At 66.3% G+C, this 23,467-nt stretch carries 24 protein-coding genes and 2 tRNA genes; 8 read left to right on the plus strand and 18 right to left on the minus strand.

All coding sequences use genetic code 11. The annotated features are described in order from the left end of the window. Window positions 1-37: 37 nt before the first annotated feature. Window positions 38-928 (plus strand): hypothetical protein, encoded by an 891-nt coding sequence (locus KZX42_RS09545; RefSeq protein WP_248118972.1) that lies wholly within the window; start codon window positions 38-40, stop codon window positions 926-928. Between the two features lie 51 nt (window positions 929-979). On the opposite strand, the gene uvrA is transcribed toward KZX42_RS09545, so the two are convergent. Together uvrA and KZX42_RS09555 are read right to left on the minus strand one after the other, a co-directional pair. Continuing rightward, on the minus strand, window positions 980-3,919 hold the full coding sequence (gene uvrA / locus KZX42_RS09550; protein ID WP_248118973.1) for an excinuclease ABC subunit UvrA: 2,940 nt from the start codon (window positions 3,917-3,919) through the stop codon (window positions 980-982). A 104-nt stretch (window positions 3,920-4,023) separates the two neighbouring features. Beyond that, window positions 4,024-4,554 (minus strand): group III truncated hemoglobin, encoded by a 531-nt coding sequence (locus tag KZX42_RS09555; protein ID WP_248118974.1) that lies wholly within the window; start codon window positions 4,552-4,554, stop codon window positions 4,024-4,026. Between the two features lie 169 nt (window positions 4,555-4,723). Between KZX42_RS09555 and KZX42_RS09560 the strand changes: the two genes are divergently transcribed. After that, entirely contained in the window at window positions 4,724-6,334 is a 1,611-nt protein-coding gene (locus KZX42_RS09560; protein WP_248118975.1) for an ABC-F family ATP-binding cassette domain-containing protein, read from the plus strand. A 205-nt stretch (window positions 6,335-6,539) separates the two neighbouring features. Here KZX42_RS09560 and KZX42_RS09565 read toward each other — a convergent pair whose 3' ends face one another. The 4 genes from KZX42_RS09565 to KZX42_RS09580 are packed head-to-tail and all read right to left on the minus strand — an operon-like array spanning window position 6,540 to window position 10,017. Next, complete coding sequence (locus tag KZX42_RS09565; RefSeq protein WP_248118976.1) at window positions 6,540-8,117, minus strand: EAL domain-containing protein; 1,578 nt, start codon at window positions 8,115-8,117, stop codon at window positions 6,540-6,542. Between the two features lie 46 nt (window positions 8,118-8,163). Then, complete coding sequence (locus tag KZX42_RS09570; RefSeq protein WP_248118977.1) at window positions 8,164-8,601, minus strand: flagellar basal-body protein FlbY; 438 nt, start codon at window positions 8,599-8,601, stop codon at window positions 8,164-8,166. Then, a complete protein-coding gene (locus KZX42_RS09575; RefSeq protein WP_248118978.1) occupies window positions 8,598-8,900 on the minus strand; it encodes a rod-binding protein in 303 nt (100 codons plus the stop codon). The genes KZX42_RS09570 and KZX42_RS09575 overlap by 4 nt, the downstream gene beginning before the upstream one ends. Window position 8,901: 1 nt before the next feature. Next, the gene (locus tag KZX42_RS09580; RefSeq protein ID WP_248118979.1) at window positions 8,902-10,017 is read right to left on the minus strand and encodes a flagellar basal body P-ring protein FlgI; all 1,116 of its coding nucleotides are present in this window, start codon (window positions 10,015-10,017) and stop codon (window positions 8,902-8,904) included. A 184-nt stretch (window positions 10,018-10,201) separates the two neighbouring features. On the opposite strand from KZX42_RS09580, the gene KZX42_RS09585 reads away from it, so the two are divergent. Together KZX42_RS09585 and dksA are read left to right on the plus strand one after the other, a co-directional pair. Continuing rightward, entirely contained in the window at window positions 10,202-10,627 is a 426-nt protein-coding gene (locus tag KZX42_RS09585) for a flagellar assembly protein FliX (protein WP_248118980.1), read from the plus strand. Window positions 10,628-10,806: 179 nt separating this feature from the next. Beyond that, entirely contained in the window at window positions 10,807-11,241 is a 435-nt protein-coding gene (gene dksA / locus KZX42_RS09590; RefSeq protein WP_248118981.1) for an RNA polymerase-binding protein DksA, read from the plus strand. Window positions 11,242-11,266: 25 nt separating this feature from the next. Here dksA and KZX42_RS09595 read toward each other — a convergent pair whose 3' ends face one another. Next, window positions 11,267-11,662 carry a type II toxin-antitoxin system VapC family toxin gene (locus KZX42_RS09595; protein ID WP_248118982.1) on the minus strand — a complete coding sequence of 132 codons (396 nt, stop codon included), beginning with the start codon at window positions 11,660-11,662 and terminating at the stop codon, window positions 11,267-11,269. Next, window positions 11,659-11,922 (minus strand): type II toxin-antitoxin system VapB family antitoxin, encoded by a 264-nt coding sequence (locus KZX42_RS09600; RefSeq protein WP_248118983.1) that lies wholly within the window; start codon window positions 11,920-11,922, stop codon window positions 11,659-11,661. The genes KZX42_RS09595 and KZX42_RS09600 overlap by 4 nt, the downstream gene beginning before the upstream one ends. Window positions 11,923-12,026: 104 nt before the next feature. Between KZX42_RS09600 and gltX the strand changes: the two genes are divergently transcribed. Continuing rightward, window positions 12,027-13,361, plus strand: a complete 1,335-nt coding sequence (gene gltX / locus KZX42_RS09605; RefSeq protein WP_248118984.1) for a glutamate--tRNA ligase — start codon at window positions 12,027-12,029, stop codon at window positions 13,359-13,361. Between the two features lie 22 nt (window positions 13,362-13,383). On the opposite strand, the gene KZX42_RS09610 is transcribed toward gltX, so the two are convergent. Next, window positions 13,384-13,677 carry a hypothetical protein gene (locus tag KZX42_RS09610; protein WP_248118985.1) on the minus strand — a complete coding sequence of 98 codons (294 nt, stop codon included), beginning with the start codon at window positions 13,675-13,677 and terminating at the stop codon, window positions 13,384-13,386. A gap of 105 nt (window positions 13,678-13,782) precedes the next feature. Next, on the minus strand, window positions 13,783-14,388 hold the full coding sequence (locus KZX42_RS09615; RefSeq protein ID WP_248118986.1) for a TIGR00730 family Rossman fold protein: 606 nt from the start codon (window positions 14,386-14,388) through the stop codon (window positions 13,783-13,785). Between the two features lie 111 nt (window positions 14,389-14,499). Here KZX42_RS09615 and KZX42_RS09620 point away from each other — a divergent pair, with 111 nt between their 5' ends. Next, a complete protein-coding gene (locus tag KZX42_RS09620; protein WP_248118987.1) occupies window positions 14,500-15,249 on the plus strand; it encodes a hypothetical protein in 750 nt (249 codons plus the stop codon). Between the two features lie 67 nt (window positions 15,250-15,316). On the opposite strand, the gene mnhG is transcribed toward KZX42_RS09620, so the two are convergent. From mnhG to KZX42_RS09655, 7 genes are all read right to left on the minus strand, one after another. Next, a complete protein-coding gene (mnhG, locus tag KZX42_RS09625) occupies window positions 15,317-15,673 on the minus strand; it encodes a monovalent cation/H(+) antiporter subunit G (RefSeq protein WP_248118988.1) in 357 nt (118 codons plus the stop codon). Next, the gene (locus tag KZX42_RS09630; protein ID WP_248118989.1) at window positions 15,670-15,951 is read right to left on the minus strand and encodes a K+/H+ antiporter subunit F; all 282 of its coding nucleotides are present in this window, start codon (window positions 15,949-15,951) and stop codon (window positions 15,670-15,672) included. Before KZX42_RS09630 ends, mnhG begins: the two co-directional genes overlap by 4 nt. Further along, window positions 15,948-16,436 carry a Na+/H+ antiporter subunit E gene (locus KZX42_RS09635; protein ID WP_248118990.1) on the minus strand — a complete coding sequence of 163 codons (489 nt, stop codon included), beginning with the start codon at window positions 16,434-16,436 and terminating at the stop codon, window positions 15,948-15,950. Before KZX42_RS09635 ends, KZX42_RS09630 begins: the two co-directional genes overlap by 4 nt. Further along, a complete protein-coding gene (locus tag KZX42_RS09640; protein ID WP_248118991.1) occupies window positions 16,433-18,028 on the minus strand; it encodes a monovalent cation/H+ antiporter subunit D in 1,596 nt (531 codons plus the stop codon). Before KZX42_RS09640 ends, KZX42_RS09635 begins: the two co-directional genes overlap by 4 nt. Next, window positions 18,025-18,366, minus strand: coding sequence for a Na+/H+ antiporter subunit C (locus KZX42_RS09645; protein WP_248119143.1), 342 nt, complete (start codon window positions 18,364-18,366; stop codon window positions 18,025-18,027). The genes KZX42_RS09640 and KZX42_RS09645 overlap by 4 nt, the downstream gene beginning before the upstream one ends. Further along, complete coding sequence (locus tag KZX42_RS09650) at window positions 18,366-21,284, minus strand: monovalent cation/H+ antiporter subunit A (RefSeq protein WP_248118992.1); 2,919 nt, start codon at window positions 21,282-21,284, stop codon at window positions 18,366-18,368. Before KZX42_RS09650 ends, KZX42_RS09645 begins: the two co-directional genes overlap by 1 nt. Before the next feature lie 266 nt (window positions 21,285-21,550). Beyond that, window positions 21,551-21,625 (minus strand) — tRNA-Asn (locus tag KZX42_RS09655). A gap of 49 nt (window positions 21,626-21,674) precedes the next feature. Here KZX42_RS09655 and KZX42_RS09660 point away from each other — a divergent pair. Then, the gene (locus KZX42_RS09660; protein ID WP_248118993.1) at window positions 21,675-22,499 is read left to right on the plus strand and encodes an RNA methyltransferase; all 825 of its coding nucleotides are present in this window, start codon (window positions 21,675-21,677) and stop codon (window positions 22,497-22,499) included. Between the two features lie 46 nt (window positions 22,500-22,545). Here KZX42_RS09660 and KZX42_RS09665 read toward each other — a convergent pair. Beyond that, window positions 22,546-22,619: transfer RNA gene (locus tag KZX42_RS09665), tRNA-Cys, on the minus strand. 134 nt (window positions 22,620-22,753) lie between these two features. On the opposite strand from KZX42_RS09665, the gene KZX42_RS09670 reads away from it, so the two are divergent. Continuing rightward, window positions 22,754-23,383: a protein-L-isoaspartate O-methyltransferase gene (locus KZX42_RS09670; protein WP_248118994.1), complete on the plus strand. Its 630-nt coding sequence runs from the start codon at window positions 22,754-22,756 to the stop codon at window positions 23,381-23,383. Window positions 23,384-23,467 lie beyond the last annotated feature (84 nt).

The following is a 23,467-nucleotide window of genomic DNA, read 5'->3' on the forward strand; positions in this document are numbered from 1 at the left end:
GCGTTAGGGTGACGGCGAATCTGCACCCGGAGTTGTCATGAGTTTTTCCGCCACCGACGCGGCCTTCGAAGGGTTCCGGGTCGTTCGCCGTCATCCGATCGTCGCCCTGGTCTGGGGCCTGACCTATCTGCTGCTGTACGTCGTCATGTTCGGATTCGGTGCGGACAAATGGGCGAACCTGATGGCGGCGGGCGAGGCGCTGGAACAGTCGGCCAATCCGTCCATCGCCGACTTCCAGGCCCTGGTGCCCCTCTACTCCAGCGCCTTCTTCCTGGCCGCGCCCCTTGGCATCGCCATCGGAACGGTTCTGAGCGCGGCTGTGGCGCGCTCGGTCCTGCGACCGCAGGAGTCGCGCTGGGGCTATCTGCGGCTCGGCATGGATGAAGTGCGGGTCCTCGTCGTCACTCTCGCCACCACCCTGATCGTCGGCTTGTCGTCCGCCGTGGCCATGACGGTGGTCGGCGCCGCGATCGGTGTCGGCGCCGCCTCGGGTCAGCCGCTGCTGATCCTGCCCGGTGTGCTGCTGATCTTCGCCGCCTTCGCCCTGGTTGTCTGGCTGGCGGTCAAGTTCAGCTTGGCCGTGCCGATGACGGTGGATCGCCGCAAGGTCGTGATCCTGGAATCCTTCTCGGCCACCAAGGGGCATTTTTGGCCGCTGCTGGGCATGGCGGTGATCGCCGTCATCATGTCCCTGATCGTCAGCATCCTGGGTATGATCATCGGAGCGGCGGCTGATCTGGTGACCGGGGGCGTGCAGAGCCTGTCGCGTTATGCGGACATGGGATTGGCCCAGGTCCTGGCCAACGCCTGGCCCGCGCTGCTGCTGTCCTCGATCGTCAACGCCTTCCTGTCGGCATTACAGTTGGCTGTCCTATACGCGCCGTTTTCGGCGGCTTGGCAGGACATTCGGGCGTTGAAGGGCCGTTGAGCCTCGACCTGTCCTACTCGCCGCAAAAGCGAGGAGGACCGTCTGATCCCGTCAGGCTGACGCCTTGGCCTTCCTACGCGCCGGCTTGGCGTCGCCGCCCAGAGCCGCGACGCGGGCCTTGCGGCGCTCTTCGTGCCGATCCAGCACTTCCTTGAGGTATTTGCCGGTCCAGCTGGCGGTGTTGTCGGCGACCTGTTCGGGCGTGCCGACCGCGACGATCTCGCCGCCGCCGTCGCCGCCTTCCGGGCCGAAGTCCAGCAGATAGTCGGCGACCTTGATGACATCGAGATTGTGCTCGATCACCACGATGGTGTTGCCCGCCTCGACCAGTTCCTGAAGCACCTCGAGCAGTTTGCGGGTGTCTTCGAAATGCAGGCCGGTGGTCGGCTCGTCGAGGATATACAGGGTGCGGCCCGTGGCGCGTTTCGACAGCTCCTTGGACAGTTTGACCCGCTGGGCCTCGCCGCCCGACAGGGTGGTGGCGGGCTGGCCGACCTTGACGTAGCCCAGACCCACCCGCTCCAGCGTCAGCATCTTGTCGCGGATCGGCGGCACGGCCTTGAAGAAGCTGGCCGCCTCTTCGACCGTCATGTCCAGCACGTCGCTGATGGACTTGCCCTTGAACACGATCTCCAGCGTTTCGCGATTGTAGCGTTTGCCCTTGCAGACGTCGCAGGTGACGTAGACGTCGGGCAGGAAGTGCATCTCGATCTTGATGACGCCATCGCCCTGACACGCCTCGCAGCGCCCGCCCTTGACGTTAAAGCTGAACCGGCCCGGCCCATAGCCGCGCGCCTTGGATTCCGGCAGGCCCGCATACCAGTCGCGGATCGGCCCGAAGGCGCCGGTGTAGGTGGCGGGGTTAGAGCGCGGGGTGCGGCCGATGGGCGACTGGTCGATGTCGATGACCTTGTCGAAATGCTCCAGCCCCTCGATCCGGTCGAAGGGGGCGGGGGCTTCGGACGCATTGTTCAGGCGACGCGCGGCGGCCTTGTACAGGGTCTCGATGGTGAAGGTCGACTTGCCGCCGCCCGAGACGCCGGTGATGCAGGTGAAGACGCCGACCGGGATTTCGCCGGTGACATTCTTCAGATTGTTGCCGGTCGCGCCGCTGATCTTCAGCATCCGCTTGCGGTTGATCGGGCGTCGGCCATCGGCGGGGATTTCGATTTCCCGTTCGCCGGTCAGATATTTGCCGGTCAGGGAGTTAGGGTTGGCCATGACCTCGGCCGGGGTGCCCTCGGCGCAGACCGTGCCGCCGTGAACGCCCGCGGCCGGCCCCATGTCGATGACGTAGTCGGCGGTCAGGATGGCCTCTTCGTCGTGTTCGACCACCAGCACCGAATTGCCCAGATCGCGCAGACCCTTCAGGCTTTCCAACAGGCGTGTGTTGTCGCGCTGGTGCAGACCGATGGACGGTTCGTCCAGCACGTACAGAACGCCGGTCAGGCCCGAGCCGATCTGGGACGCCAGGCGGATGCGCTGGCTCTCGCCGCCCGACAGGGTGCCGGATGAGCGCGACATATTCAGATAGTCCAGGCCGACATTGTTCAGGAACCGCAGCCGGTCGCAAATCTCCTTCAGAATCCGCCGGGCGATCTCGGCCTGTTTGTCCGTCAGGCTTTCTTCGATGGTCGAGAACCACAGATAGGCCTTGGAGATCGAAAGCATGGAGATGTCGGCGATGTCCTCGCCCCCAACCTTGACCGCCAGGGCTTCAGGCTTCAGCCGCTTGCCGTGGCAGGCGTCGCATGGGGTTTCGGACTGGTAGCGACCCAGTTCCTCGCGCACCCAGGCGCTGTCCGTCTCACGCCAGCGGCGTTCAAGGTTGGGCAGGACGCCCTCGAACGGTTTGGACACCTCATATTTGCGGGCGTTGTCGTCGTAGGTGAATTTGATCTTCTCAGAGCCGGTTCCGTACAGGATCGCCTTGTGCGCCTGGGCCGGAAGTTCGCGCCACGCCACATCCATCGAGAAGCCATAGTGCAGCGACAGCGACTGCAGCGTCTGGGTGTAGAGGGGCGAAGGCCCGCGCGCCCAAGGTGCGACGGCCCCGGCGTGCAGGGTCTTGTCGCGGTCCGGGATGACCAGATCGGCGTCGAAGGCCAGTTTCACGCCCAGCCCGTCGCACACCGGACAGGCGCCGAAGGGGTTGTTGAACGAGAACAGGCGGGGCTCGATCTCGGAGATCGTGAAGCCGGACACCGGACAGGCGAACCGTTCCGAGAACAGGATGGTTTGGGGCGCGGTTTCGCCCTCGTTCGTGGACGCCCACTCGGCGTTGGCGACGCCGTCCGCCAGGCTCAGAGCGGTTTGCAGGCTGTCGGCGTAGCGGCCTTCCTGATCCGGCTTGGTGACGATCCGGTCCACGACGATGTCGATGTCGTGCTTGAACTTCTTGTCCAGCGTCGGCGCTTCGTCGATGGGGTAGAATTGTCCGTCGATCTTCAGGCGCTGGAAGCCCTGACGCTGCCACTCAGCGATCTCTTTCTTGTATTCGCCCTTGCGGCCGCGCACGACGGGGGCCAGCAGCAGGATGCGCTCTCCGTCCGGCAGGGCGGTCAGCTTGTCGACCATCTGGCTGATGGTCTGGCTCTCGATCGGCAGGCCGGTGGCGGGCGAATAGGGGATGCCCACGCGCGCCCAAAGCAGACGCATATAGTCGTGAATCTCGGTCACCGTGCCGACGGTCGAGCGCGGGTTCTTCGACGTGGTCTTCTGTTCGATGGAGATGGCCGGGGACAGACCCTCGATCAGGTCCACGTCCGGCTTGCCCATCAGCTCCAGAAACTGGCGCGCATAGGCCGACAGGCTCTCGACATAGCGACGCTGGCCCTCGGCATAGATGGTGTCGAACGCCAGAGAGGATTTGCCCGAGCCCGACAGGCCGGTCATCACCACCAGCTGTTCTCGCGGAATATCCAGGTCCACGCCCTTGAGATTGTGCTCGCGGGCGCCGCGAACGCGGATGAAGTTGTGCTTTTCAGTCATGGAGTCCGGGAACGCGGGGAGGGCCGGACGGCTCCGGCGCGACGACGCTATATGGGGATCAATTCGCGCTATTCAGCAAGAACAATGTGAGAACATTGCGGCTGCTATTCCGGCGTCCAGGCTTCAGCCTTGCGGATGAACCGCTCGCCCTTGGCCAGAATCGCGCCGCTGGCGGTGGCGACGCCCAACTCAAGGCTTTCGGCGATACGGCGGGCGCGTTCGATGAAATGGGCGGCGGCGACGGGCGGGCACAGCGTATGCGCCGTTTCCACGAACAACTCCAGCCAGCGGTCGAAGTGGCGGGCGTCGATCGGCAGGGGCAGGTGTTTGGGCATGGGGCGCCCCTGATAGGCGCCGGTCGAAAGGGCCACGGACGACCAGAATAGCTTCATCTGCGCCAGATGCGGCGCCCATTCCGTGATGTGGTCGGCGAAGATGGGGCCGATCAGATGGTCGTCCCGGACGCGGGCGTAGAAGCGCTCGACCAGGGCGTCGATCATGGCCTCGTCTATGCCGGTTTCGTCGCGCAGACGCTGAACGGATGCCTCGCGGCGGGCGGCGGCGCCGGCTGCGTCTTCGATGTGGAACGGACTGGGCATGGCGGTCAGATAGGGCGGGCGCCCGGGTTTGGCCATCGGACGTTCCGCCCCGGCTCACGCGGCCGTGTTCGTCGTCGGGCTTGCGCATCGTCCGATCTGGACCCATCCTCCGTGTTCTGAAGCGTTTTTGCAGAAGGTAAGAAGATCATGATCATCGCATTGGCCACCGGTTCCGCCCTGTCCGCCATGCTGCTCGTGCTCCTCAATGCCAACCAGCCCAAGCCGAAACGCGTCCCCGTCCGCACGCGCGACACTCGACAAGGTCGCCGCCAGGACGCCTGAGGGCGTAACCCTATTCGACAATCTGAGCCTGACGTTCGGGGCTGAGCGAACCGGCGTCGTCGGCCGTAACGGCGCAGGCAAGAGCACCCTGCTGCGCCTGATCTCGGGCGCCTCGGCGCCGGCCCAGGGGGCGGTGTCTCTTGCCGGGTCGGTCGGGGTTCTGGATCAGCGCCATGACCCAGCGCCGGACGAGACGGCGGCGCATACGCTGGGCGCCGCCGAGGGGCTGGCGATCATCGAGCGGGTCGTGGCCGGCGAGGGTTCAGCCGACGATCTGGCGAACGCCGACTGGACGCTGGAGGTGCGATTGCACGAGGCGCTGAGCGCCGTCGGACTGGCCGATCTGTCGCTGGATCGGCCGACCGCCAGCCTGAGCGGTGGGGAGCAGACCCGGTTGCGGCTGGCCGGTCTGATGCTGGCGCGACCGGACCTGATCCTGCTTGACGAGCCCACCAATCATCTGGATGCGGAGGCGCGGGCGTTGGTCGCCGAGGTGATCGGGCGCTGGGACGGCGGGGTCGTGGCGGTCAGCCATGACCGCGACCTGCTGCGCCGGATGGATCGGATCGTCGAGATGTCGAGCTTGGGCGTGGCGATCTATGGCGGCGGCTATGACCTTTATGCCGAGCGCAAGGCGGTCGAGCGGGAGGCGGCGGCGAGGGGGCTGGACGACGCCGAGCGCGACATGGCCCGCCTGGGCGCCGAGGCGCAGAAGCGGACGGTAACCAAGGCAAGGCGCGACGCGGCGGGCCGACGCAAGGCGGCCAAGGGCGATATGCCCAAGGTCCTGCTGGGCGCGCGCGCCGAGCGGGCCGAGAACAGCGGCGGGCGCGACCGGCTGCTGGCCGTTCGCCAGTCGGAAGAGGCCCAGGCCGCGCTGTCGGCGGCGCGAGAGCGGGTCGATCGGACACGCACCCTGTCGATCCCGATGCCTGCGACGGGTCTGGCGGCCGGCCGCACCGTGTTGGCGCTGGACCGGGCGGCATGGGCGACGCCGCAGGGCCGAGCCGTCGTCGGACCGATCGACCTGAGGATCGTCGGGCCGGAGCGGCTGGCGATCACCGGACCGAACGGATCGGGAAAGACGACGTTTCTGCGGCTGATCGTCGGGGATCTGGAGCCGAACGGGGGTTCGGTCGAGCGGCCGGTACGGGCGACACTGCTGGATCAAGAGGCGGCGATCCTTGATCGGAACGAGACGCTGGTCGAAGCGTGGCGACGGCTGAACCCCGACGGGTCCGCGAACGACGCCCAGGCGGCGCTGGCGCGGTTCCTGTTTCGCAATACGGCGGCGCATCGCCGGGTCGGAGACCTGTCAGGCGGCGAGCGGCTGAGAGCGGCGCTGGCCTGCGTCATGACGGGTCCGACCCCGCCGAAGTTGCTGGTGCTGGATGAACCCACGAACCATCTGGACCTGGAGTCGGTCGAAGCGGTCGAGGCGGCGTTGAAAGCTTACGACGGAGCGCTTGTCGTCGTCAGCCATGATGCGGACTTCCTGGCCGCGCTGGAGGTCACGCGCACCCTGGCCCTGTGATCGGACTTGGACTCCAAGTCAGAAAAAACAGTCCAACAAGTCCAACTTCTGGGTGGGTTTGAGTTTTCAAAGACCGAACGGATCATCGTCGCGTGGTTTAACCCTATGATAGGTCGATTGACGACGGTCGAGTTCAAGTCCTTGATCCGTCATGGCTTTACCGACGGAAACAAGATGGCTAAGTCGCAAACGCGACGTTCAGCCGTCAGCCCCAGGCTTCCACGGCGCCCTTGCGGCGGACCATCGAAGGGGTGTTGAGCTGGGTGCGGGGCTCGGCCTCGGCGCGGCCGAACAGCCAGCCCTGGCCGTATTCGACGCCCGCCGTCTTGAGCTCGTTGGCGACGCGGTCTGTCTCGATCATCTCGGCGATGGTCTCCAGCTTCATCGAGCGGCACAGTTCGACGATGCTATGCAGCATGGCCTTTGAGCGGTCGTCCGTTTCGATGTCGCGCACGATGGCGCCGTCGATCTTGACCGCGTCGACCGACAGTTTGCGCAGATAGTCGAAGGCGGCGGAGCCGGCGCCGAAGTCGTCGATACAGACCTTGATCCCGGCTTCGCGCAGGCTGGCCAGACGGCGGTCCGCCGCCTCGATGTCGGCGACGGCCGAGGTTTCGGTGACTTCGACGATCAGGCGGCGGCGTTCCTCGGGCGCGCCGGCGGTCATGCGCAGCAGCTGTTCGACATAGGTGTCGTCGCCCAGAGAGGCGCCCGAGACGTTGATCGCCATCTTCAGCAGACCGGCGCCGGGCTGTCGCATCCGTCTCAGCACCTTTTCGGCCACGGCCAGATCGAAGGATTCGATCAGGTCCAACTCTTCGGCCATGCGGATGGCGTCGGCAGGGCCGTTATTGCCCTTGAACCGCGCCAGGGCCTCGAAGTGATGGACGGCCCGCGAGTCCAGATGAACGATCGGCTGATAGTGGACCTGGAATTCGCGCGACTTCACCACGCTGCGGAAGGTTTCAGCGTCGCGGAAGGTGCGTTTCAGCGAGTCCGCGAAGGCGATCTGGGGATTGGCCAGGCCGTCGCCCTTCAAGCAGCCCTCAATAGCGAAACGCATGGCGCGCAGCACGCACAGAGAATCCGAACCGGGCGGCACGGGCGAGTTGAACGCCTCGGCCCCCAGCGACAGCCCTTCGGCGCGGCCCGCCTCGACGATCTCTGCGGCGATGTCGCGGCGGTCATTGGCGGGGCGCAACAGGGCGAAGCGCACAGCCGTCAACTGGGCGGCGCCCGATCCCTGGATAGCGGCCGATTGCAGGGTGGCCTCGATGCGTCGGTTCAGCCGATCAACCACATCGTCGCCCACGTTCTCCATCCCCTGTATGTCCAGGAAGGACAGGGCCAGGTCGGGGTTGGCTTCCAGCACGCGTCCTGCATCGGCCAGGAACGCATCCGGGTCCATCAGGGGGCGAGTTTCAAGATCGGCGACGGCGAAAGCCGGGCCGTCGTAGGAAATGGCGCAGGACACGGCGGGGGCCATCTGCGGCAGGACGAAGGCGCGGAAGGTCGCGCGCCTCACGCGGTCGGGGCCAGCCGAAACAAGAATGCAGGTTGGCGCGATCCGCACGCCAGCCTTCATCCCCTGCAGGGTCGCCAGGATCGCGGAGCCGTCGTGCAGCAGGTCGGCAAGCGGCCGCCCGGTCCATGTCGCGCCGGCGTCCTCGCCCGCCGCCGCGCCCGCGCCGATGGCGAAGGCGACGACGCCGTTCGGGGCCACCTCGACCAGGGTGTCGGCGGATGCGAAGGCCAGGCCAAGAAGACGGGTCGTCAGCGTCATGAGGCCATGCTGATCCACATGCGCTTAAAAAATCGGCAATGCCCGATCAGGCCATCCTGTTGAAGGCGACGGCGCGTCCGTCGCCCAGGGCCGCGCGGCCGTCGGCGGCATAGGCGCTGGGCGGCGTGCGGGCGGCTGTGACTTCGGCGGCGATGGTGCGGACCAGCCCCTCAGAAATCTGGCGCGCCGCCTCGACCGCGCGGGCATGGGCGTTCAGCACGGTGTCGAAGACCCGCGTGGCCTCGACCAAGGCCTTGCGGTCATCCAAAGGCGCGTCGCGCAGCAGGGCGGGATTGGCCTTCACATGGGCCGTGTCGCGCCGATACAGATTGGCCATCTCTTGGGTCTCGGCCAGACCGGCCGCGACATCCTGAGGCCGGCGGTCCGCAAAGGCCTGGGTTTCGGCCGACAGCCGATCGGTGAGCCGTTTGGTCAGGACGATCAGCTGGCGCACGCGCGCCTGGGCCAGTTCGCTGTCGCTCATCGCCGGCCCTCCTGCATCTTCAACATTTCGGACATGACCGGGCCGCTCAGGCCGATCCCGCCGGCTGCGACGGTGGTCTTGGCCATCTCGTCCAGCATGAAGCTGCGCCAGGTCCCCTCGGCCTGACCCCCGCCGAACAGGCCGTCGGTCGACAGGCCGTCGAACATCGGTTTCAGCATCTGAGAGATGAAGGTGGCCTCGAAGGCCTTGGCGGTTTCCTGTATCTTGTCGCGATTGGCGACCGTGGGCGCGGCGGCGGTCGGACGAAGCAGGTCGGCGGAGACGGTCAGGTCGGTCATGTCACATCACCTCGATATCGGCTTGCAGGGCGCCGGCGGCCTTGATGGCCTGCAGGATGCTGATCATGTCGCGCGGGCTGACGCCCAGGGCGTTCAGGCCGTTGACCAGGGTGGACAGGTTGGCCCCTCCGCCGACCAGACGCATCTGGGTGCCCAGTTCCTCCTCGACATTGACCTGGCTTGAGGGGACGACGGCGGTCTGGCCCTGGCTGAAGGGTGCGGGCTGGCTGACGATAGGTTGTTCGTCCACCGATATGGTCAGATTGCCTTGGGCGATGGCCACGCGAGAGATACGCACGGCGTCGCCCATGACGATGACCCCATTGACCTCGTCGATGATGACCTTGGCCGGTGTGTCGACGCTGACCGGCAGGTTCTCGATGCGGCTGATGAAGCCCGCCATGCCCAGCTGGGCCGGCGCGCGCAGGGCGACCACAGTGCCGTTTTCGGCCAGGGCCGCGCCCGGATAGGCGGCGTTGACGACGGCGGCGACGCGCTGGGCGGTGGTGAAGTCAGGGTTGCGCAGGTTCAGTCGCACCTCGTTCATGTTCGCCATCTGGAAGCCGGTCTCGCGTTCGACCAGGGCGCCCGAGGCGATGCGGCCGGCGGTCGGCACCCCGCGCGTGACCGACGAGCCCGATCCGCCCGAGGCCGAGACGGCGCCGGTCTGAACCGACCCTTGCGCCACCGCATAGACCTGACCATCGGCGCCCTGAAGGCTGGTCACGACCAGCGAGCCGCCCAGCAGGCTTTTCGCGTCGCACATGGAGGCGACCGACACGTCGATGCGCGAACCGGGTGTGGCGAAGGCCGGCAGGTCGGCCGTCACCATCACGGCGGCCATGTTCTTGGTGTTGGCGTTGGAGCCGCGAATATTGACGCCCAGCCGTTCGGTCATGCCTTCCAGAGACTGACGGGTGAAGGGGCAGTTGCGAAGGCTGTCGCCCGTGCCGTTCAGGCCCATGACCATGCCGTAGCCGACCAACTGGTTGCCGCGCACGCCCTCGACGGCGGCGATGTCCTTGATGCGCGACTGCATCTGGGCCAGGGCCGGACCGGCCGAAACCGTCAGGGCGGCGACGGCGCAGGCGGCAAGGCGGGCAAGCAGATTTTGCATCGGTCGAACGTCCACGCGGCTTTACGTCCCCCGTTCATGCCAGGATCGTGCCGTACGATTAACCCAGGGAAATCAACGTGCGGCTTCGCTAGAACGATGAACAGACGGCAGGATTTGCCGGGGCGTTAACTAAACAGTCATCGCGGGGCGCCATCCATGATCCCATGATGCGGAGCGCGTGGGCATGAAGGTTGTCGGGCCAAACGGCGTCAGCACGCCGACCAGCACGCGCGCGACGCGATCCGCCAGCGGCTTTTCGCTGGGCCAAGCGGCCTCTGCCCCAGCGCCGACGGCCGCGACGGCCAGCGCCGCCGCGAGCGGCGTGTCGGACGTCTCGGCCCTGATGGCATTGCAGGGGATAGAGGGGCCGCTGGAGCGTCGGCGTCGCGCCATCCGTCGCGGCGGCGGCCTATTGGATCGTCTGGACGAACTGAAACTGGCGCTTCTCAATGGTGATGCGGACGAGGCCTCGCTGGATCGACTGGCGCGCAGTCTGCGCGAGGAACGGGCGGATGACGGTGATCCGGGCCTGAACGCCGTGCTGGACCAGATCGACCTGCGCGCCTCGGTCGAATTGGCAAAGGCGGAAATGCGCCGTCCGCGCGGCTGACGCCGAAAAATCCACAGATGTCAGACGGCTAAGCTTGAAGGGTGAGTGACATTTGTCACTCTGGCGAGGTCGTTCGCCTTATTTGCATCACGGAATCGAGAACCGCGTTGCCGCGACTCGTCAGGCTGACTATACGGCCATCTGCGCCACAGGGGGGCGTGTTAGAGAGCGTGAGATCGATGAACGCTTTGGCGTCCGTTGTGACCGACGAATCCGGCCCATACCGCCCGTCCGACGACGAGCCGTTCATGAACGAACGGCAGCAGGCCTATTTCAAGAAGAAGCTGCTGGACTGGAAGGAGGACATCCTTCGCGAGTCCAAGGGCACGGTGGTCAATCTGAAGGCCGAGACCGAGAACCACCCCGATCTGGTGGACCGGGCCTCGTCCGAATCCGACCGCGCGCTGGAGTTGCGCACCCGTGACCGCCAGCGAAAGTTGATCTCCAAGATCGACGACGCTCTGCGCCGGATCGAGGACGGTTCCTACGGCTATTGCGAGGACACGGGCGAGCCCATCGGCCTGGGTCGTCTGGAAGCCCGTCCCACCGCAACCCTGTCGGTCGAGGCCCAGGAACGGCACGAGCGCCGCGAGCGCGTTCACCGCGACGACTGATCGTCGGCCTGACTGCTCGGCCCGATCAGTCGGACAGGGCGGGCGTCAGATCCGTTCGGCCGAAATCGTCGCCCTTGAACAGCAATGGGGCGTCGCTTTCCTTGGCCAGGGCGTAGGCGAAACAGTCGCCGAGATTGAGTTTGGCGGCCGTTCGCTTGCCGAAGTCTCGTTCAGCGCTTGCAGCCAAGGATGCCGTTCGCGAGGTGGCTGGGGCGATCCGTATGCCCAGCTTAGCGACCACGAGATCCAAATCTACTACACCGGGCTCGCCGCGTAGCGACCTAAGACGGGTCGCAGCTTCCCAATAGCCGACAGGAGACAAGACTAAGTCTTTTTCGCGCGCCATCATCCGACGGAACACCATGCTTTCCGGCTCTTGGAGAAGCACCGCAACCAAGGCGGAGGCATCCACAACGATCATTTGGGCAGGCCGTCTTCATCGTAGAGGTCATCGTCGGTAAGCAAGGGGCCGATGATCGGCAGGCTGTTGAAATGCGCCACGATTTCTTCGACGGCTGCGAGCTTGGCCTCGATCTCGGCCTCGCGTCGGGCAATCAGGCGCTCGTCGCGCTCCCTGACCATGTCTTCGACCAAGTCGGTAATGGACCTGCCTTCCAGGCGCGCTATTTCGCGCAACCGCTCCACGACCTCTGGCTTTCTGATCTGTACAGGTGCGTTCATGATTGGTCGGAATCTATCATGACGACGGCCGCAATCCAACCCGCGCCTTGACTTCTCCCGGTTGCGGCGCGACCTAGCCGCCTCGCTTTCAAGGTCGTCTTCCCATGTCCGTCAAGGTTCGTTTCGCCCCGTCGCCCACGGGAAAGCTGCACGTCGGCAATGTCCGCACCGCCTTGGTGAACTGGCTGTTCGCCAAGGGGCAGGGCGGGTCGTTCGTGCTGCGTATCGACGACACCGACCTGGCTCGCTCTACGCCGGAGTTCGAACAGGGGATCGAGGACGATCTGACCTGGCTGGGCATGCTGTGGGACGAGCGGTACAACCAGTCCAAGCGGTTCGACCGATACGAGGAGGCGGCGGAACGGCTGAAGGCTTCCGGCCGGCTGTATCCCGCCTATGAGACGGCCGACGAACTGGACCGTCGTCGCAAGGTGCAGTTGTCGCGCGGTCTGCCGCCGATCTACGACCGCGCCGCGCTGGACCTGACCGACGACCAGAAGGCCGCCTACGAGGCCGAAGGCCGGCGTCCGCACTGGCGTTTCAAGCTGGAAGGCAAGCGCGTATCCTGGGAAGACCTGGCGCGCGGCCATGCCGAGGTGGACACCGCCTCCATGTCCGACCCCGTGCTGATCCGCGAGGACGGCCTGTTCCTCTACACCCTGCCGTCGGTTGTGGACGACATCGACATGGCCATCACCCACATCATTCGGGGCGAGGATCACGTCACCAACACCGGCGCCCAGATCGAGATATTCGAGGCGCTTGGGGCGGGTGTCCCCGGCTTCGCCCATATGCCGCTGCTGGTCGGTGCGGATGGCGCCGCCCTGTCCAAGCGTCTGGGATCGCTGTCGATCAGCGACATGCGCGACCAGGGCTATGAGCCTATCGCCATCACCAGCCACCTGGGTCGGATCGGCACGTCAGATCCGCTGGAGGTCGGCGCATCGATCGAGGCGCTGGGCGCGGGCTTCGCCTTCTCCAAGATGGGCCGTTCGCCGGCGCGCTACGACACGGCGGATCTGGACCGCCTGAACGCCCAGGCGCTGCACGTCATGGATTACGACACGGCCAAGCCTCGGCTTCAGGCGCTGGGCGTGGACCTTGGCGAGACATTCTGGTCCGTGGTGCGAGGCAATCTGAATAAGTTCGGCGACGTCGTTGAAATGGCGAGAATCGTTCAGGGGCCGATCCAGCCGGTCATCGAGGATGCGGGCTTCATCGACGCGGCCGCTGGTCTGCTGCCGGACGTGATCGACGAAACGGCCTGGTCGACCTGGACCAATGCGGTGAAGACCGAAACCGGCGCCAAAGGCAAGGCGCTGTTCATGCCGCTGCGTCTGGCGCTGACGGGACAGGCGCACGGGCCGGACATGGCGGGCTTGGCCCCCCTGATCGGTCGCGAGACCATCCAACGGCGCCTGAGAGGCGAGGCGGCCTAAGCCGCCTCAGGCCGCCCCGACATCAGGCGTTGCAGACGGCCAACTCATCGGCGCTGAGGGCGACGCCCTTGTAGGAGAAGGCGGTCACGGGACCGAACTTCTGCACCACGCGGCGGCAGGCGCGCGTCGCGGGCTGTTCCGTGCCGCCCGAGGCGATGCAGGCCGCGCCTTCGCAGGACCAGCGCGCGCCGTCGATGATGGTGGCGCGTGCGGGGGCCTTGGCCGCGTCGGCCAGGGTCAGGCTGGTGGCGGCCGGGGGCTGGGCCATGGCCGGAGCGGCGGCGAAAAGGGCGGCGGCGATAAGCAGGGCGCGCATGAGAAACTGTCCGATAAGAAGAACGGCGTCGTGCCGCCGCGCCCCAATGTCAGTTTCGGATAAAAACTGTCAATACGTATAGGCGCGAATGTAAGCGGCGATCACTTACCGGCGATCATGTTTCTGAGGCTGGGCAGCTTCGGGCGACTGGATCAGCCGCATTGCCTCCTCCACCGTATCGGCGACGGTCCAGGCGTCCAGGAAGGACGGCGGGGTCATGCCCTCGTCCACACTGTGGCGCATCAGGGCGAAGAAGCCGTCCCAGAAGCCGTTCAGGTTCAGAAAGACGACCGGCTTGTGATGCAGGTCCAGCCGCTTCCATGACAGCAGTTCGACCACCTCTTCCAGCGTGCCGATGCCGCCGGGCGCCACGACGAAGGCGTCGGATTGATCGTACATCAATTGCTTGCGCTCGTGCATCGAGGTGACGACGACGGTTTCGACTTCGTCGAACAGGCGTTCGCGGCTGCGCAGGAAGGCCGGCATGATGCCGACGACCCTGCCGCCCGCCTCGTGCGCACCGCGCGCAGACGCGCCCATCAGACCGACGCCGCCGCCGCCATAGACCAACCGCCAGCCCGCCTGAGCGGTCGCCCGGCCAAAGGCGTAGGCCGCCTCGGTATAGGCGGGATCAGCGGTCTCGGAGGCGCCGCAGAACAGGCAGACGGAAGAGCCGTGGAAGGGCAGAAACGAAACGGGGGGCAGGGACATGGGGCCTCTAACAAAACGAATGCCGGCCTGGCCCATGGCCAAACCGGCGGCGCTCGCGCTAACACCAGCGCGAGCCGCTGGGTCGCCAGTCCTATATCGTCGAGGCCAAGGATGAAACGTCGGATCAACGTAACGATCGTCGCGGGCCTTGCCGCGTCGGGTCTGGTGCTGTCGGCGTGTTCGCGCAGCGATGGCGGGGTGGCCGGACCGGCCGGTGCGGAGAAGGCTTCCCCTTGGGTGCGGCCCCCCATGATCGACGGGGTGATGCGCGACGGCGCCGTGCTGATCGTGCGCGGCGCGGCCGACCCCAACGCCCGCGTGGTGTTGCGGGCGCCGGATGTGGCGGCGGTGGCGGTCAACGCCGATGCGGCGGGGCGTTTCGAACTCAGACTGCCGCCGCTGCAGGGCGACGTGCGCCTGACGCCGGAGGTCCAGGTAGGCGAGGACGCCGCCATCTCGCCCGAGACGCTGGTGGTTATCCAGGGCGGGGCAGGGCCGGTCGCCCTGATCGCCGCAGGCCAACCGACCCTCAGATTGGATGGATCAGGCGTGTTGAATGCGGTCGATTCGGACGGCTCGACCCTGGTTGTCTCGGGGCCGGCCGGGCCCAAGGCGCCGGTTGTCGCCATCGGCGGCGCGGAAACCAACGCCGCCCCGGCCCCGCGAGGGCAATGGCGGGCCATGGTCGGCCGAGCGGCGGCCGCCGCCATCACCGTAGACGGTCAGACCTTCGACTATCCGGGCGACGCGGGGGGCGGGGGCTTCGCCATCTCGCGGGCGGGGCAGGGATGGCGTATCGTATGGCCCGTAGCGCCGGACGGACATCAAAGCGCCTGGCTGCCGGATCGAGCAGGGCGTTAAGGCTTGGGAAACCAATTCGGTTAACGAATGGGGCTCGTCCTCAGGGACGCCATCACCGAACCTTGTTTCAGCCCGGCAGCCCCCTGTCGGGCTTCTTTTTACCTTCGCCGTTTTCGGTGCGGTCGCGGAACAGGGCGGCGCGGGCCAGCAGGATCAGCGTCACCGGCGTGGTCACCGTCAGGAACAGGCCGATCAGGAGTTCCCGCGGCATGAACCGCCGCTCGGCCGTCGTGAACCAGACGATGGACGCCAGAAGGATCAACGCCATTCCCAGTGTCGCGCCCAGGGTGGGGGCGTGGACCCGCTCGTAAAAAGTCTTCAACCGCGTCAGACCAACCGCGCCCAGCAGCGACAGGGTCGATCCAGAGAGCGCCAGACCGACGACGACGAATGCGGCCCATGCAGGGACGTCAGCCTGGATCATTCGATCACCTCGCCGCGCATCAGGAACTTGGCCAGGGCCACGGTGGCGGCGAACCCCAGCATGCCGATGACCAGGGCGGCCTCGAAATAGAGCTGGCTGCTTGTGCGGATGCCGAACACCACGACCAGAAGCATGCCGTTCAGATAAAGAGTGTCCATGCCCAAGACGCGATCCTGGGCGCGCGGGCCGTGGATGATCCGCCACGCCGCCAGGCCCATGGCGCAGACCAGCATCAACTGGGCCAGACCCAGGCCCCAGGTCAGCACCGCCGCCGTCATTCGAAGATCTCCATCAGTCGGCGCTCGTAGCGGTCCTTGATCAGCCGCACCCATGTTTCCTCGTCCACCAGGTCCAGCACATGCAGCAGCAGGCGGCCCGTGGCGGCTTCATACTCGACCCACAGGGTGCCGGGCGTCGAGGTGATGATGATGGCCAGCACCGCCAGGCCGTATCGGTCGCGCAAATCCAGCGGAATATGGATGAAGCCGGACGTGCGCTCATGCCGCCTGCGCCCTAGGATGATCTGCGACACCGCCCAGTTGGAACGCACCACATCGCCGATGACATCGACGGCCAGGCGGATCATGGCGCGTGGCGACTTCAGCCGCACGCGATCCACGCCCAGCGCCAGCATAACGATCGGCGCCAGCAGGGCCAGCAGCAGCGCCAGCACGAGGGACGGCGGCGCGACCGAGGCGCTGAGCAGGATCGAGGCGACGAAAAGGCCCAGCGACAGGATAGGGTAGGGCAGGATGCGTCTCATCGGCCGCCTCCGCCCATGACAGCGTGGATATAGCCCTTCGGTTCGGCCAGCCAGGCGGCGGTATGGTCGGTGTAGATCAGGGCGGACCCCGCGAAGACCGCCAACAGAACACAGGCGCCCAGCAGGCCGGCGACGGCCGTCAGTTCCGCCGCGCCCACCACCGGCGCCGGCGCATCCTCTTCGCGGGTCCAGATGGCTCCGACGCCCAGGCGTGTCAGACCGATCAGGGCGCCCAGGCTGGAAATGGACAACACCGCCGTTAGCGTCCATTGCGCCGGTCCGCCGACACGCACGAGAGCGTCGATCATCGACAGCTTGCCGACGAAGCCCGCCAGGGGCGGCATGCCCGCCACCATCAGGGTGCAGATCAGGAAGGCCCCGCCCAGGGCTGCCACCGCCGCCGGAATGACCAAGCCGGGCTCGTTGCGTTCCTCGTCGTCGAACGGATCGCGATATTCGTCGTCGAAGACGGCGCGGGCCTCGCCCACATCGGCCTCGCGCCCGCGCTGAAGAATCTCGGCCAGCAGGAAGAGGGCCGCGCAGGCCAGGGTCGATCCAATCAGATAGAAGAGCGCGCCGCTGAGGGCCGCCGTATCGCCGACGCCCAGGATCGCCAGCACGGTGCCGGAAGAGATCATCACGCCGAAGCCCGCGGCGCGCGACAGGTCACGCGAGGCGATCAGGCCGAAGGTGCCGAACGCGATGGTCGCCAGGCCGCCGGCCATCAGCCAGGTCAGGCCGAACCCGGCCGAGGCGCCGGCCCCCGCGCCGAACAGCAGCAGGCTGAGGCGGATGACCACATAGACCCCGACCTTGGACAAGATGGCGAAGACCGCCGCCGACGGCGCGCTGGCGGCCGAATAGGTCGAGGTCAGCCAGAAGCCCAAAGGCCACATGGCGCATTTGATCAGGAAGGCCGTGCCCAGCACCGCCGCCCCGATGTGGAACAGGCCCAGGTCGGCCGCCGCGATGGCCGGCACGCGCAGCGCCAGATCGGCCATGTTCAGCGTGCCTGTCACCCCGTAGATCAGGCTGACCCCGATCAAAAACAGCAGGGAGGCGGTTAGATTGACGGCGATATAGATCACGCCCGCCCGCACCCTGGCCTCGCCCGAACCATGCAGGGCCAGGCCGTACGACGCGGCCAGCATCACCTCGAAGAAGACGAACAGATTGAACAGGTCGCCGGTCAGAAGGGCGCCGTTCACACCCATGATCAGCAGCAGGAACAGGGCGTGGAAACGCGGCCCGGCCCGATCCCAACGCGCCAGAGCGAAGATCAGGGCGCAACCGCCCAGAACGCTGGTCAAGGCCACCATCATTGTTGATAGCCGATCGGCGACCAGAACGATGCCATAGGGCGCGGCCCAAGATCCCAGGCGATAGACCCGCGCCGTGTCGCCGCCGTCCAGGGCGCCGTTGGCGCTTTCGTGCAGCAGGATCAGGGCCATGACCAGTATGGCCGCCATGGCGGCGAGGCTAAGCACCGCCTTAAGAACGCGGCGGCGCTCGTCGATCAGCAGCATGGCCGAAGCGATGATCATCGGCAGGACGATGGGGCCGATGATCAGATGAGCGGTCCAGTCGGTCATGCGTCAGGCTCCTTGCCGTCGACATGGTCGCTGCCGGTGATGCCGCGCGCCGCCAGGATGACCACCAGGAACAGGGCCGTCAGGGCGAAACTGATGACGATGGCCGTCAGGACCAGCGCCTGGGGCGTCGGATCGGTATAGCGCGCAGGATCGGACACCTCGCCTGCCAGCACGGGCGGGGCGCCCGATTTCAGCCGCCCCATGGCGAAGATGAAGACGTTGACCGCATAGGACAGCAGCGACAGCCCCATGATGACCTGGAAGGTGCGTGGTCGCAGCAGCAGCCATACGCCCGATCCGGCCAGAACGCCGATGGCCAGGGCGAGAACCAGTTCCATCATGACGGCTCTCCCTCCTCGGCGTCTATCTGTTTCGGTTTGCGCAGCGATTGGTGCGCCAGGGCGACCAGGGTCAGGACGGTGGCGCCGACCACCAGCACCACGACGCCCAGGTCGAACACCACGGCGCTGGCCAGGGGGACGCGGCCCAGGATCGGCAACTCGGCATACTGGAACCAGGAGGTCAGGAACGGATAGCCGAACAGCCACGACCCGACGCCGCTGAGCGCCGCGATCACCAGGCCCGCGCCGATCCAGACGATCGGCCGGATCGCCAACCGCTCCTCCACCCAGCGCGCGCCGGAGGCCATATATTGCAGCACGAAGGCGATCGACAGCGCCACCCCGGCCGCGAACCCGCCGCCCGGCAGGTCATGGCCGCGCAGGAACAGGTGTACGGCCAGCAGAATGATGAAGGGGAACAGCCAGCGCATCACGACGCGCGGGATCAGCATGGTCTCCTTCAGCGTGTCGCCTTCGGAACGGTCTTGCCGATCCCTGTCGGCCGCATTCTGAACCCGTTGCTGGCTGGGGCCCGACAGAGTGTCGTCGGCGGGACGGAACCGCCGCAGCAGCGCAAAGACCGTCAGGCCGACGACGCCCAGCACAGTGATCTCGCCGAAGGTGTCGAAGGCGCGGAAATCGACCAGGATCACGTTGACGATGTTGCGGCCGCCCGCGTCCTTGTAGGCGTGCTCAACGAAGAAGCGCGAAATTCCTTCCACCGACGGGCGCGTCATGACCGCATAGGCGATGGCGGCCAGCGCCGTTCCGACGGCTGCGGCGACGATCAGGTCGATACGGCGACGGCGACGCGAACGCTTCTCCATCGCCGGGGGCAGGCGGATGGTCTCCAGCCGCTTTGGCAACCAGCGCAGGCCCAGCAGCAGCAGGACGGTGGTGACGACCTCGACCAGCAATTGGGTCACGGCCAGGTCTGGCGCGGACAACCAGACGAAGGACAGACAACTGGCCAGACCGGCGCCGCCCATCAGCACGACGGCCGCCAGCCGGTGGTATTTGGCCTGCCAGGCCGCCGCGACGGCGCAACTGGCCCCGACCAACCACAGGCCCGCAAAGGCCCAGTTCGCCAGGGTCGGCGTCGGCATGATCGGCGTAATGATCAGCCCCGCGCCGATCGCGGACAGGCCCCCCGCCAGCAGGGCGACCAGAACGATGGCGCGCAACTGCGGCTGCTGGCGCGTGGCTCCGAACAGGCGGACAACCGCCGCCGAACCGTTGAACAGGCCGGTCATGCTACGTTCGAACAGCCAGCCGCCATTCAGCCGCTTCCAGCCCCACGGTCCGCCGCGCGGATTGGCGTTGATGCGGCCGCCGAACGCCACATACAGAGCCACCCCGCCGCCCAGGGCGATCAAACTCAGCACCAGCGGCAGGTTGAAGCCGTGCCACAGAGCCAGACTGTAATAGGGCAGGTCAAAGCCGAGGACCGAGACCGCCGCGCTTTTCAGGAACGGCCCGACGGTCACGGCTGGGAAGATGCCGACGACCAGGCACAAGGCCACAAGCACCTCGACCGGACGACGCATCCAGGCCGGCGGTTCGTGCGGGACGCGGTCCAGTTCGGTCGGCGGCGGGCCAAAGAAGGTCGTATGAATAAAACGCAGCGAATACAGAACGCTGAACGCACTAGCCAATGTGGCCAGGGCGGGCAGGACCAGGTTCAGGCCGTGGGTGTTCACGCTAGCCACCGCCTCCGCCAGGAACATCTCCTTCGACAGGAAGCCGTTCAGCAGAGGCACGCCCGCCATGGCCGCCGCCGCCACCATGGCCAGGGTCGCGGTGAAGGGCATGAAGCGGAAAAGGCCGCTCAGCTTCCTCATGTCGCGCGTGCCGGCTTCGTGGTCGATGATGCCGGCGGCCATGAAAAGGGACGCCTTGAAGGTGGCGTGGTTCACGGTGTGGAAGACGGCGGCGATACAGCCCAGCGGACTTCCCAGCCCCAGCAGCAGGACGATCAGGCCCAGATGGCTGATGGTCGAATAGGCCAACAGGCCCTTCAGATCGTGCTGGAAGATGGCGCACCAGGCGCCGAGCAACAGGGTCGCCAGACCCATGCCGCCGACGATCAGATACCAGCTCTCGGTTCCCGCAAAGACCGGCCAGAAACGGATCAGCAGGAAGACGCCCGCCTTCACCATGGTCGCCGAATGCAGATAGGCGCTGACCGGCGTGGGCGCCGCCATCGCGCGCGGCAGCCAGAAGTGGAAGGGGAACTGGGCGCTCTTGGTCATGGCGCCCGCCAGCAGCAGCAGCAGCGCGGGCATATACAGCGGACTGGCCTGGATCGCCTCTCGCGACGCCAGGACGACATCCAGATCATAGCTGCCGACGATCCGCCCGATCAGGATCATGCCGACCAGCATGGCGATTCCCCCCGTCGCCGTGACCGTCAGCGCCATGCGCGAGCCTTCGCGCGCCGCCGGATTCTGGTGCCAGTAGCCGATCAGCAGGAAGGAGAAGAGGCTGGTCATCTCCCAGAAAACGACCAACTGGATCAGGTTGCCGGACAGCACCACACCCTGCATCGCGCCCATGAAGGCCAGCAGGAAGGAGAAGAAGCGCGGCACCGGATCCTTCGGCGACATGTAATAGCGGGCGTAAAGCACCACCAAGGCGCCGATGCCCAGGATCAGGCTGCTGAACAGCCACGACAGGCCGTCCAGACGCAGCACCAGATTGACCCCCAGCGAGGGCAGCCAGGGAATCTCGAACTTCAGCGTCTCCCCATCCTGGAACATCGGCCACAGCGCCGCCAGACACCCCAGGCTGACCAGGGCCACGATCCAAGACAGGATGGCGGCGGCCGTGCGGGCGTGGCGCGGCAAGCCGGCCGCAGCGATCGCGCCCATGAAGGGCAGGATCAGGATGATCAGAAGGAGAAAGCTGATGGACATAGAGGCGGCGCGTCTCTCCGGGTGATCGCATGGGGCTTTGGCGAACGCTCAAGGTTCGCCAAGGTTCTCACCTACGGACCGAAAAGCAGCGCGTCAAAGCGACACCACAGCGCGGCGTGGCGGGGCATCAAGAGGCGTCGAGCCCACATCCGCCAGACAATGCGCGGCTTTGGTCCGACGGTCTCCGCAAATGAAGAACCGAATACTCAAGCGACTTGAAGGTTTTAAGGTCGAGGTTTCGAAACCTGTCGACCTTTACACCAGAGTGGCTCCGCAGGTAGGATTCGAACCTACGACCAGCCGATTAACAGTCGGCTGCTCTACCACTGAGCTACTGCGGAACATCTGCTCGGGAGGCGGGCGTATAGCAGCGGGCGTTCCGATCTTGCAATGGGAAATCGAACCATCGAGCCGATATTTATCGAAGACCCCGAGGACCCGCGCGTCGCCGCCTATCGCGACATTCGCGAGCGCGATCTGACAGGGCGCCAAGGGCTCTTCATCGCGGAAGGGGAGGTGGTGGTTCGTGGTCTAGCGTCCAGCGCCTCGCGGTGTCGGCCCCGGTCGCTGCTGCTGGCGGAGAAGCGCGTTTCGGCTCTGGACGACGTAATCCGAGCGCTGCCGGCGCATGCGCCGGTCTATGTTGCCCGCCAGGCCGTGCTGGACCGGATCGCCGGGTTCGAACTTCACCGAGGCATTCTGGCCTTGGGCGAGAAGCCTGCGAGCCCGTCCGTGCAGAGCCTGTTGTCGGACGTGGTGGGGGACGATGTTTTCGTCGTCGCCAGCGGCATCGGCAATCACGACAATATGGGCGGCCTGTTCCGTAACGCCGCCGCGTTCGGGGCCAAGGCGGTTCTGCTGGATTCGACCTGCTGCGATCCCTTCTATCGCAAGGCCATCCGGGTGTCGGTCGGGGCGGTCCTGCGCACGCCCTTCGCCGTCGCCGAATCGTCCGAAACTCTGGACGCCCTGGCCCAGGCGGGCGTCGAAGTGTTGGCCTTGACCCCCTCGGCGGGCGCGCGTCTGGCGGATTATCGTCGCAAGGGGCCGGTCGCGGTGGTGCTGGGATCGGAGGGGCCGGGGCTGCCCCAGGCGGTGATCGCCCGCTGTCGTCCCATAGGCATCGCCATGGCGGGCGGGTTCGATTCGCTGAATGTCGCCGCGACCAGCGCCGTGGCCCTGCATCATCTGACGACGACGGCCTTGGAACCGTGAAACGAAAAGGCCGCCCCGAGGGACGGCCTTCGTTGGTCTGTCGCGATGGAGGCCTGACCGGGAATCGAACCCGGGTGCAAGGATTTGCAGTCCTCTGCGTCACCACTCCGCCATCAGGCCGCTTTTTGTCCCCGATTTCTCGGGGGCGGTCATCGCGAGGGGCGTTCGCTATCAGATCGGATTGTCCGCTGCAACGCACGGAACTATAAGCGCGCGAGTTTTCCTCCCGGATTATCGTTGAAGGCTGCCCACAGATGGATTTCACCGCCGAGCGCAAGGCTATGGTCGACTCGCAGGTGCGGGTGAACGACGTGACGGATCGCGCGATTCACCTGGCCATGATGGCCGTGCCGCGCGAGCAGTACTGCGCCCCGGATCGCGCCTTCGCCGCCTATTCCGAAGAGGCCCTAGCCATCGCCGGGGATCGCCGTCTGATGCCGGCCCGCGACGTGGCCAAGCTGTTGCAGGCCGCTGATGCGCGCGAGGGCGAGAAGGCCCTGGCCATCGCCGCCCCCTATGCCGCCGCCCTTTTGGCCCGCATGGGCTTGGCCGTCACGGCGCAGGAATCAGGCGAGGCGGTGTTCGGCGTGGTCGGCGAAGCCCTGGCCGCTGAAGGCGTCGCGACGGCGGTTCAGCCGCTTTCGCAGCCGACCGGCGAGAACTGGGATCTGATTGTTTCCGAGGGTGGAATCCAGGCCCTGCCCGATTCGTGGGGCGCCGCCCTGCGGCCCGGCGGGCGGATCGTGGTGGTGGAACGTCGCGGCGCCATCGGCAAGGCGGCCCTGTTCGTCAAGACGCCCGAGGGACTGTCGCGGCGTGAACTGTTCGATTCGTCGCCGGCGGTCCTTGCCGAGTTGACGCCGGCGCCTACCTTCGCGCTGTAGAAACATGATCGGTGGGGCGACGGATCGCGCGACCGCAACCGTGAAGAAAACTTAACTGGCGTGTGGTTCAGTCAGGCCGCAGTT

The sequence above is a fragment of the Brevundimonas sp. EYE_349 genome, assembly GCF_023147505.1.
Classification (GTDB): domain Bacteria; phylum Pseudomonadota; class Alphaproteobacteria; order Caulobacterales; family Caulobacteraceae; genus Brevundimonas.

What these genes read in the sequence shown, in the direction of transcription:
- KZX42_RS09545 (WP_248118972.1), top strand. Translation starts at nt 38, where the DNA reads ATGAGTTTTTCCGCCACCGACGCGGCCTTCGAAGGGTTCCGGGTCGTT.
- uvrA (WP_248118973.1), bottom strand. Translation starts at nt 3,919, where the DNA reads ATGACTGAAAAGCACAACTTCATCCGCGTTCGCGGCGCCCGCGAGCAC.
- KZX42_RS09555 (WP_248118974.1), bottom strand. Translation starts at nt 4,554, where the DNA reads ATGGCCAAACCCGGGCGCCCGCCCTATCTGACCGCCATGCCCAGTCCG.
- KZX42_RS09560 (WP_248118975.1), top strand. Translation starts at nt 4,724, where the DNA reads ATGCCAACCAGCCCAAGCCGAAACGCGTCCCCGTCCGCACGCGCGACA.
- KZX42_RS09565 (WP_248118976.1), bottom strand. Translation starts at nt 8,117, where the DNA reads ATGACGCTGACGACCCGTCTTCTTGGCCTGGCCTTCGCATCCGCCGAC.
- KZX42_RS09570 (WP_248118977.1), bottom strand. Translation starts at nt 8,601, where the DNA reads ATGAGCGACAGCGAACTGGCCCAGGCGCGCGTGCGCCAGCTGATCGTC.
- KZX42_RS09575 (WP_248118978.1), bottom strand. Translation starts at nt 8,900, where the DNA reads ATGACCGACCTGACCGTCTCCGCCGACCTGCTTCGTCCGACCGCCGCC.
- KZX42_RS09580 (WP_248118979.1), bottom strand. Translation starts at nt 10,017, where the DNA reads ATGCAAAATCTGCTTGCCCGCCTTGCCGCCTGCGCCGTCGCCGCCCTG.
- KZX42_RS09585 (WP_248118980.1), top strand. Translation starts at nt 10,202, where the DNA reads ATGAAGGTTGTCGGGCCAAACGGCGTCAGCACGCCGACCAGCACGCGC.
- dksA (WP_248118981.1), top strand. Translation starts at nt 10,807, where the DNA reads ATGAACGCTTTGGCGTCCGTTGTGACCGACGAATCCGGCCCATACCGC.
- KZX42_RS09595 (WP_248118982.1), bottom strand. Translation starts at nt 11,662, where the DNA reads ATGATCGTTGTGGATGCCTCCGCCTTGGTTGCGGTGCTTCTCCAAGAG.
- KZX42_RS09600 (WP_248118983.1), bottom strand. Translation starts at nt 11,922, where the DNA reads ATGAACGCACCTGTACAGATCAGAAAGCCAGAGGTCGTGGAGCGGTTG.
- gltX (WP_248118984.1), top strand. Translation starts at nt 12,027, where the DNA reads ATGTCCGTCAAGGTTCGTTTCGCCCCGTCGCCCACGGGAAAGCTGCAC.
- KZX42_RS09610 (WP_248118985.1), bottom strand. Translation starts at nt 13,677, where the DNA reads ATGCGCGCCCTGCTTATCGCCGCCGCCCTTTTCGCCGCCGCTCCGGCC.
- KZX42_RS09615 (WP_248118986.1), bottom strand. Translation starts at nt 14,388, where the DNA reads ATGTCCCTGCCCCCCGTTTCGTTTCTGCCCTTCCACGGCTCTTCCGTC.
- KZX42_RS09620 (WP_248118987.1), top strand. Translation starts at nt 14,500, where the DNA reads ATGAAACGTCGGATCAACGTAACGATCGTCGCGGGCCTTGCCGCGTCG.
- mnhG (WP_248118988.1), bottom strand. Translation starts at nt 15,673, where the DNA reads ATGATCCAGGCTGACGTCCCTGCATGGGCCGCATTCGTCGTCGTCGGT.
- KZX42_RS09630 (WP_248118989.1), bottom strand. Translation starts at nt 15,951, where the DNA reads ATGACGGCGGCGGTGCTGACCTGGGGCCTGGGTCTGGCCCAGTTGATG.
- KZX42_RS09635 (WP_248118990.1), bottom strand. Translation starts at nt 16,436, where the DNA reads ATGAGACGCATCCTGCCCTACCCTATCCTGTCGCTGGGCCTTTTCGTC.
- KZX42_RS09640 (WP_248118991.1), bottom strand. Translation starts at nt 18,028, where the DNA reads ATGACCGACTGGACCGCTCATCTGATCATCGGCCCCATCGTCCTGCCG.
- KZX42_RS09645 (WP_248119143.1), bottom strand. Translation starts at nt 18,366, where the DNA reads ATGGAACTGGTTCTCGCCCTGGCCATCGGCGTTCTGGCCGGATCGGGC.
- KZX42_RS09650 (WP_248118992.1), bottom strand. Translation starts at nt 21,284, where the DNA reads ATGTCCATCAGCTTTCTCCTTCTGATCATCCTGATCCTGCCCTTCATG.
- KZX42_RS09660 (WP_248118993.1), top strand. Translation starts at nt 21,675, where the DNA reads ATGGGAAATCGAACCATCGAGCCGATATTTATCGAAGACCCCGAGGAC.
- KZX42_RS09670 (WP_248118994.1), top strand. Translation starts at nt 22,754, where the DNA reads ATGGATTTCACCGCCGAGCGCAAGGCTATGGTCGACTCGCAGGTGCGG.